Here is a 7,617-nt window from a genome sequence, read left to right on the forward strand (position 1 = left end):
GGCCGCGGCACCCGGGGCGTCGCACGGGACGAGCGCGAGCAGCCCGCCGGCGCTGCCGGCGGTCACGGCGACGGCCGCGTCGAGGTCGAGCAGCGCCCGGACGTCCGCCGCCAGCCCGAGGTTCAGTCCCGCGCGCACGGCCGCGCCGGCGGTGGTGACGACCGGGGCGACAGCCTGGACGGTACCGGCGCCCTGGCTCGCGACGGCGGCGGCCGGGCGGCCGACCTGGGCCACGGCGTTCACGGCCGCGTCCAGCTTCGCGTTGACGGTGGCGTTGAGACTGGCGTCGACGTTGGCCACCGCGTCGAGGGCCGCGCAGAGCTGAGCCTGGAGCGTGGCGACGACGTGGGCGCTGATGGTGGCGCTGGCGTCGGCCACGATCGACGCCGCGAGGTCGGCGGCCGCGTTGATCTGGGCGTTGGCGTCGGCCGTGAGGGTGGCGCTGGTGGTGCCGGCGATCTGGGCGACGGCGACGAGGTCGGCGCGGAGGGCGGCGGTCACGTCCACCACCAGACCCGCGGTCGCGTCGGCCTGGGCTGCCGCGCCGGCCGCGGCGCCGCCGGCCGTGTCGTTCTGCAGGTCGACCAGAAGCCTGGCCACCGCGGCGATCTGACCGTCGGTGCACGTCTGCGCGCACACCCGGGCCTGCGCGGGCGCGGCGAGCATGCCGGCGATGCCGACCGCTACGAGGACGACGGCTGTCCTGACCACTCGTTTCATTTGACTTGCCCCCGGTTCATATTCCTTTTCACGAGAGTGGGAATGACGAACCCAAGAACCCCCGTGCGTCGGCGAGCGCCGACAAAGACGACGGCATTTCTATCACCGCTCCACGCGGCCGGATCCCCGTCCCACCAGGGCGTCCGGGCCCGGCGAAGATCGGGAAAGTCCGGACATCCCCCGGCGTACGACCACCCCGCGGTCAGGGCACTCCCCCTCCCGGAGAAAGGCACGGCAAAAATGCGTCAATGTGGGGCAGGAGATTTTTCCGCTCGCTTTTAGCGACGCGCGCCTCCGGCTGCTTCCGCCGGTCGCCCCTCCCGTGCCCGAGCCGCGTCTCTCGCGACATATCGCGTCACGCGCTACGCTGTCGGGGTGACTTCCCTCACCCCCTACGCCGGCGAAGACCCCTCCCAGCGGGCCTCGGACGCGGACCGCGACCGGATCGCGGCCATCCTCGGCGAGGGCCTGGCCACCGGCCGGCTCACCAGCGCCGAGCACGCCGACCGGCTCGACGCCGCCTACACCGCGGTGACGATCGGCGACCTCGTCCCCCTGACCAGGGACCTGCCGCAGAACACGGGCCCGGCGCCGACGCCGGCCACGGAGAGGCACCGCGTGGCCGCGGTGTTCAGCAAGATCATACGGCGCGGCCGCTGGGTCGCCGGGCGGCACACCGAGCTGAGCTCCGTCTTCGGAGCGCTCATCGTCGACCTCAGCGACGCGGTCCTTCCGGGCCGCGAGGTCACGCTGGAGCTGAACTCGTTCTGCGGGAAGCTCATCGTGACCGTGCCGCACAACTCCCGGGTCGTGGACGAGGGCAGCGCGCTGTTCTCCAAACGCTCGGTGAGCGGCGGCAGCGCCGGGGACGGCCCGCTCATCCGGGTCACGGGCAGCGCCCGCTTCGGCAAGATCGTGGTCTACCGGGGCACGTAGGGCGGTGACGAGGCCGTCCGCCTCGTCCCCGCCACCCCATGGGGACGGGCGGCGGGATGAGCGCTCCCCGGCAGGACCTAGTATTCGGGCCATGCAGCCCGCAGGCCGTGCGCTGCCCGTGGCGCTGGACGCCATGGGCGGAGACAACGCGCCCGGCGAGATCGTCGCGGGAGCCGTCCAGGCCGTACGGGAGCGCGGCGTGCCGGTGGTGCTCGTCGGCCAGCCCCGCGTGCTCTCCCCCGCCCTGGCCGAGCACGGCGCGCTGGCGGAGATCCCCATCGTCCGGGCCGAGGAGGCGCTGGAGATGGACGAGGGCGCGCTGGCCAGCCTGCGCCGTCCCCGGTCGAGCATCGCGATCGCCTGCCACCTCGTCCGGCGCGGCGACGCCTCGGCCGTCGTGTCCGCCGGCTCCACCGCCGGCGTCGTCGCCACCGGACGGCTGCGCCTGCGGGCCCAGCAGGGCGTCGTCCGGCCGGCCATCGCGGTGACCCTGCCCACGCGGCCGCACCCCACGATCCTGCTCGACGCGGGCGCCACGGCCGACGCCAAGCCGGAGATGCTGGTGCAGTTCGCCCATCTCGGGGTGGCGTACGCGGAGGTCGCCTTCGGCCTGCGCCGTCCCCGGGTGGGGCTGCTCACGATCGGCGCCGAGCCGGAGAAGGGCAACAAGATCGCCAAGCGGGCCCACGAGCTGCTCGCCGCCACCCCGGGCATCGACTTCGCCGGCAACGTCGAGGGCCACGACCTGCTCACGCGGAAGGTCGACGTCGTCGTCACCGACGGCTTCACCGGCAACGTCGCGCTGAAGACGCTGGAGGGCAGCGTCCGCTACGCCTTCGGCCAGCTCAGGGAGACGATCGAGGAGAGCCCGGTGGCCCGCTTCGGAGGGCTGCTCCAGCGCGGCCGGCTCCGGGCCCTGTCGGACCGCCTCGACCCGGAGGCGCACGGCGGGGCGGTCCTGCTCGGCCTCAACGGCACCGTGGTGATCGCCCATGGCTCGTCGCACGCCCGCGGCGTCTCGGGCGCCTGCGAGCTCGCCGCCCGCCTGTCGTCCCAGGGCATCGTCTCCCGGATCGGCGAGCGGATCGCGCCCAAGTCGCACCGCCCTCTGATGACCTGGGGTGGGACCCGGTAGGGGGCCGGTAACGAAACGGCGAGTGCGACCACGCCGCCGATAAGCTTGGTGCATGACCGACCCGCAGCTCGTGCTCGCCGAGCGCGTCCAGCAGGCGCTGGCCGCCGCATTCGGCCAGGAGTACGCCACCGAGGATCCGCTGATCAGGCCCTCCCAGTTCGCCGACTACCAGGCGAACGTCGCGCTCAGCCTGGCCAAGCGGCTCCGACGTGCTCCGCGGGAGGTCGCCCAGGCCGTCGCCGGGGCTCTCGACACCACCGACCTCACCGTCGAGGTCAGCGGCCCCGGTTTCCTCAACCTGACGTTCGGCGACACCTGGATCGCCCGTCAGGCCCAGCTCCGGCTGGAGGACGAGCACCTCGGGCTGCCGCAGCACGGGACGCACACCGTCGTGATCGACTACTCGGCGCCCAACGCCGCCAAGGAGATGCACGTCGGTCACCTGCGCACGACCATCGTCGGCGACACCCTCGCCCGCGCCCACGAGCGCGTCGGCAACAGGGTCATCCGCCAGAACCACCTCGGCGACTGGGGCACGCCGTTCGGCATGCTCATCGAGCACCTCCTCGACACCGGCGAGGAGGAGGCGCTCGGCAGGCTCGCCGCGGGTGACGGCAACGCCTTCTACCAGGAGGCGCGCCACAAGTTCGACACCGACCCCGGCTTCGAGGAGCGGGCGCGCCGCCGCGTCCCGCTGCTCCAGGGCGGCGACCCGGACACCCTGCGCCTGTGGCACGAGTTCATCGAGTACACCAAGCGCTACTTCAACCACGTGTACGCCATGCTGGGGGTGACGCTCACCGACGACGACATCGCCGGCGAGAGCATGTACAACCCCATGCTCGCCGACGTGTGCGAGGAGCTGGAGCACGCCGGCGTGGCGCAGCTCAGCGAGGGCGCGCTGTGCGTGTTCCCGCCCGGTTTCACCGGCCGGGACGACCAGCCGCTGCCACTCATCATCCGCAAGAGCGACGGCGGGTACGGCTACGCCACGACCGACCTCGCCGCGATCCGCTACCGCGTGCGCGACCTCAAGGCCGACCGCATCCTCTACGTCGTGGGCGCCACCCAGGCGCTCCACTTCCAGATGGTCTTCGCGGGCGCCCGGATGGCCGGCTGGCTGCACGACGACATCCGGGCCGAGCACGTCCAGATCGGCAGCGTGCTCGGCAGCGACGGCAAGATGTTCAAGACCAGGAGCGGCGCCTCGATCAAGCTCACCGAGCTGCTCGAGGAGGCCGTCGTCCGCGCCGAGGCCGTCATCGCCGACCGCGGCTACGACCCCTCAGTCCGCAGGCAGATCGCCCGCCAGGTCGGCATGGGCGCCGTCAAGTACGCCGACCTGTCGGTCAGCCACGACAGCGAGTACGTCTTCGACTTCGACCGCATGCTGGCGCTGACCGGCAACACCGGTCCGTACCTGCAGTACGCCACCGCCCGCATCCGGTCGATCTTCCGCACCGGCTCGATCGACCCGGCGTCCGTCACCGGGCCGATCGTCCTCGGGCACCCGGCGGAGCGGGCGCTCGCGCTGCAGCTCCTCGGCTTCGGCGCGGCCGTCGACGCCGTGGCCGCCCTGTCCGAGCCGCACCGGCTGTGCGCCTACCTGTTCGACCTCGCCCAGGCGTTCACCACGTTCTACGAGGGCTGCCCGGTCCTCAAGGCCGAGGACGACGAGGTGCGCCGGTCGCGGCTGGCCCTGTCGGCGCTGACGCTCCGCGTCCTGCTCCAGGGGCTCGACCTGCTGGGCATCGAGGTCCCCGAGCGGATGTGACCGGCCGATCCGCCACCTGCCACCCGGCGGAAGGGAACGGAGGCCGTGGGTCGCGCCTGCACCGTTTGGCGGGAGGCGACCGAGACCGTCCGGCGCGCCTGCGCCCCCGGTGGCCTCCCGACCCTCTAGTCTGGCGCGGTCAAGCGAGTGCCAGCCGATCCCTCGGGGAGCGTTCCGCGTGAGCATGGATCTGACCACGAGTTCGGAACCTGGAGACCTGGCCGACGCGACGGAGCTGCACCGGTACGCCGAGGCGCTGCTCGTCCACCTGGCGGCGGACGGGAGCGCGCCGAGCCTCCCGTCCGGCGTCACCGACGTGCCGGGTTACTGGCTCGCGCCCGCGGTCGAGGCCCTCGTCCTCATCCTGTCCGGGAAGGACGCCCTCGAACCGCTCGCCCTCGCCGCCCACCTCGACGAGCGGCGCACCGCGCTGTTCCTCTGCCTCGCCCTCGCCGTCTGCGGCCACGGCGACCGCATCCACGCCTCCTGGCTCGGCACGGCCTTCGGCGAACTGGCCGACGACCGGCCGGTGACCCCAGGGCAGCGCGCCCTGTGGCTCGCCGCCGCCCGCGGCGCGTACGGACCGGTCGGCAAGATCTTCGTGCTCCGCAAGCTCGACGCGGTCGCCGTACCGGCCGAGGACGACCGGTGGCTGGCCGCCCTCGCGCCCGAGGAGACCCAGGCCGAGGTCCCCGCCTCGCTCGCGGCCTTCCCCGAACTGGCCACGGTCCCGGAGATCGAGCGCGCCGCCCGGGCCGCGGCCCGCCTCCGCCGCCTGCGCGAACGGTGCGCCGCGATCACCTCGGCGCCCACCCCCGCCCAGGTGTCCGAGGTCGAGACCGGGACGACCTGGCCCGAGGCCGAACCCCTGGCCGTCCTCCGGTCGCTGATCGGCCAGGGCGGCCCCGAGGGCCCGCTGAGCTCGCTCGACGGGCACCTCCTCCACGATGTGCGGCAGGACGCCGACCCCCACCTCGCCGCCCTCGCGCTCCACGTGGCCGCCCCCGCAGTAAGGGCGTCGGCCGAGTCGCTCCTCGAACGGGTCCGGGAGGAGCCGCCGGAGAGCATGACGGTCCCGATCCTCGGCTACCCGATCAACCTCCGCCCCGACGGGCCGGACCAGGAATCGATGGCCGCCGCCGAACAGCGGATCGTCACCGAGTACGTGCCTCGGCGTACGCGTCCCTGGCTCGCGTACGCGGTCCTGGCGGTGGCCGTCGTCGTGTTCGGAGCGGGATTCGTGCTGTCGCTCCCCATCGCGCTGGCCGGACTGGTCCTGGGCGCCTGGGGCGGCTTCCTGCTGTGGCGGCAGCGGACGCAGGAGCACGCCGACGTCCGGACCGTGCAGGCACGGGCCGGCGAGCTGTCCGAGCAGGCGGAGAAGGCCGTCTGGGCGCTCCACGAGTACGCCCGCGAATTCCAGACGGTCGCCGAGGCCGCCGCAGAGGACGTCGCCGAACTCACCCGTCTCCTCCGCCGCGGCCCCCGCGCCGCCTGACGACCTCCGGTACGGGACTCTCGGCGCGGGCTGGGGAACCGGCGGCCGGGGCTGAGCGAGGTCTCGGGCGTACAGGTATCAGGGGTCGGACCTGGAAGCGTGTGCCCGGGCCTGGGGGTTGATCAGGCCTGGGGGTTGATCAGGCCTGGGGGTTGATCAGGCCCGGGGTTGTCAGGCCTGGGAGACCTCGACGGTGGCGGGCGTGATCAGGAAGACCTTGTCGGCGATCCGCTCGATACGGCCCTCACAGCCATAGGCGAGGCCGGCCGCGAAATCCACCATGCGCGTGGCCTCACTCGTCGACATGCCGGCGACATCCATGACGACCGTGTGGCCCTCACGGAAATGCCTGCCTATGGTCAGGGCGTCGTCGTACTTCCGAGGCCGCACCATGACGATCTTCGCGGGCTCCATCGACGGCTGCCACCGCTTGGCCGCACGCTCGGCCGCGGGCATCCAGTCCTCCGCGTACTCCTCATCGCCGTAGTCCTCGTCGTACTGCTCGGCCCCACCCAGGCCAAGGTAGCTCGCCACCTTGCGCACTGCCCCCATCGGCTCGTCCTTTACCGGCTTGTCCTTCTCCGGGCCCGTCCCGACACGAGGGACCGTAATCCACGATCTAGCTAGACCCCGCCGACACGCCCGGCCATTTAATTGTTTTTGGCGCGTTAATGTGGTGGCCGAGTACGTGCGTCTTCATCGCGGATTACCTAAGCCCTTCCAGGGTAACTCTGACCGCCGACTACCCACTAGGTGTTTTTTTAAACATTTGTCGCACTTGACGCCGGGGTGTTTGGAGCGAATCCGCAGGTCAGAGCCGTTTCGCCCAGACCATCGCGTGCGCCCGGCGATCCCGATGAAATCTGCTGGTCGGGAGCGCGGGGCTTTGGGTGCTTGGTGTGCATGGGCGCGGACGACTTGGACGACGGCGATCGCCGCGACTGTCAGCGTCTCTTGTCCGGGTAGGGGTTCGTGGCTGTAGGGGGGTGGGCGGCCGGAATGCGTCGCTTCTGGGTGGCGGGAGGGGATGGTGGCTTGTGCGGGGTGGTGGGTTTCGTGACGCTGCGCTCGGCTCGGAAGCCTGCGGTCCTCGCTCCCAGCCGGACTCCGCTCCCACAACCCGCACCGCCCAACCCCCCCGAGCCTGCCAGCCGCTCCCGCCTAACCCCGACCAGCAGCCGGCCGCTCACGCTCAACCAACCGGGCAGCCGGCCACCTGCTGACGCCCAGGCCTGCCGTCATCGCCCGACGCCGCCACAGGTCGAGTCATGCGAGCCATGTGAGGGGCCCAACCGCGGCCCATAGTCGTCCTGCCGGCGCTCCGTTCACGCAGTGGTGGTGGGCAGCATCCCACCCGTGCCTTCTCGGGCTTGCGCGGCGGTCGGGTCCTCGCCCAGCCCTGGGCACTGGACGCCGGGCCGCGGTCACCCCGGCCCGCTCTGGCCTGCCCCGCTCTGGCGCCGCTGGCAGTCCTACCGCTCAGCTGGCACCACGTTCGAATCCAGTCGCGGCCGCACCCCACCTGCGGCGCCCACCCCCGTCCCCCAGAAACAC

6 protein-coding genes are annotated in these 7,617 nt (G+C 72.3%); 4 read left to right on the forward strand and 2 right to left on the reverse strand.

What is annotated here, in order from left to right; genetic code table 11:
* The coding region (locus MPTA5024_RS43075) for a hypothetical protein (RefSeq protein WP_036332785.1) at window positions 1–711 on the reverse strand (711 nt) is incomplete at its 3' end.
* 384 nt (window positions 712–1,095) lie between these two features.
* Here MPTA5024_RS43075 and MPTA5024_RS36955 point away from each other — a divergent pair.
* The 4 genes from MPTA5024_RS36955 (at window position 1,096) to MPTA5024_RS36970 (ending at window position 6,063) form a co-directional block, all read left to right on the forward strand.
* Window positions 1,096–1,656, forward strand: coding sequence for a DUF1707 SHOCT-like domain-containing protein (locus tag MPTA5024_RS36955; protein WP_051459123.1), 561 nt, complete (start codon window positions 1,096–1,098; stop codon window positions 1,654–1,656).
* Window positions 1,657–1,747: 91 nt separating this feature from the next.
* Window positions 1,748–2,791, forward strand: a complete 1,044-nt coding sequence (gene plsX, locus MPTA5024_RS36960) for a phosphate acyltransferase PlsX (protein ID WP_036332787.1) — start codon at window positions 1,748–1,750, stop codon at window positions 2,789–2,791.
* A 52-nt stretch (window positions 2,792–2,843) separates the two neighbouring features.
* A complete protein-coding gene (gene argS / locus MPTA5024_RS36965) occupies window positions 2,844–4,565 on the forward strand; it encodes an arginine--tRNA ligase (RefSeq protein ID WP_036332789.1) in 1,722 nt (573 codons plus the stop codon).
* 184 nt (window positions 4,566–4,749) lie between these two features.
* Window positions 4,750–6,063, forward strand: a complete 1,314-nt coding sequence (locus MPTA5024_RS36970) for a hypothetical protein (RefSeq protein ID WP_084370317.1) — start codon at window positions 4,750–4,752, stop codon at window positions 6,061–6,063.
* A 171-nt stretch (window positions 6,064–6,234) separates the two neighbouring features.
* Here the strand turns inward: MPTA5024_RS36970 and MPTA5024_RS36975 are convergent, their stop codons facing one another.
* The gene (locus MPTA5024_RS36975; protein WP_036332791.1) at window positions 6,235–6,615 is read right to left on the reverse strand and encodes a cell division protein SepF; all 381 of its coding nucleotides are present in this window, start codon (window positions 6,613–6,615) and stop codon (window positions 6,235–6,237) included.
* Between the last annotated feature and the right edge of the window lie 1,002 nt (window positions 6,616–7,617).

This window comes from Microbispora sp. ATCC PTA-5024 (genome assembly GCF_000511135.2).
Taxonomy (GTDB): Bacteria; Actinomycetota; Actinomycetes; order Streptosporangiales; family Streptosporangiaceae; genus Microbispora; species Microbispora corallina.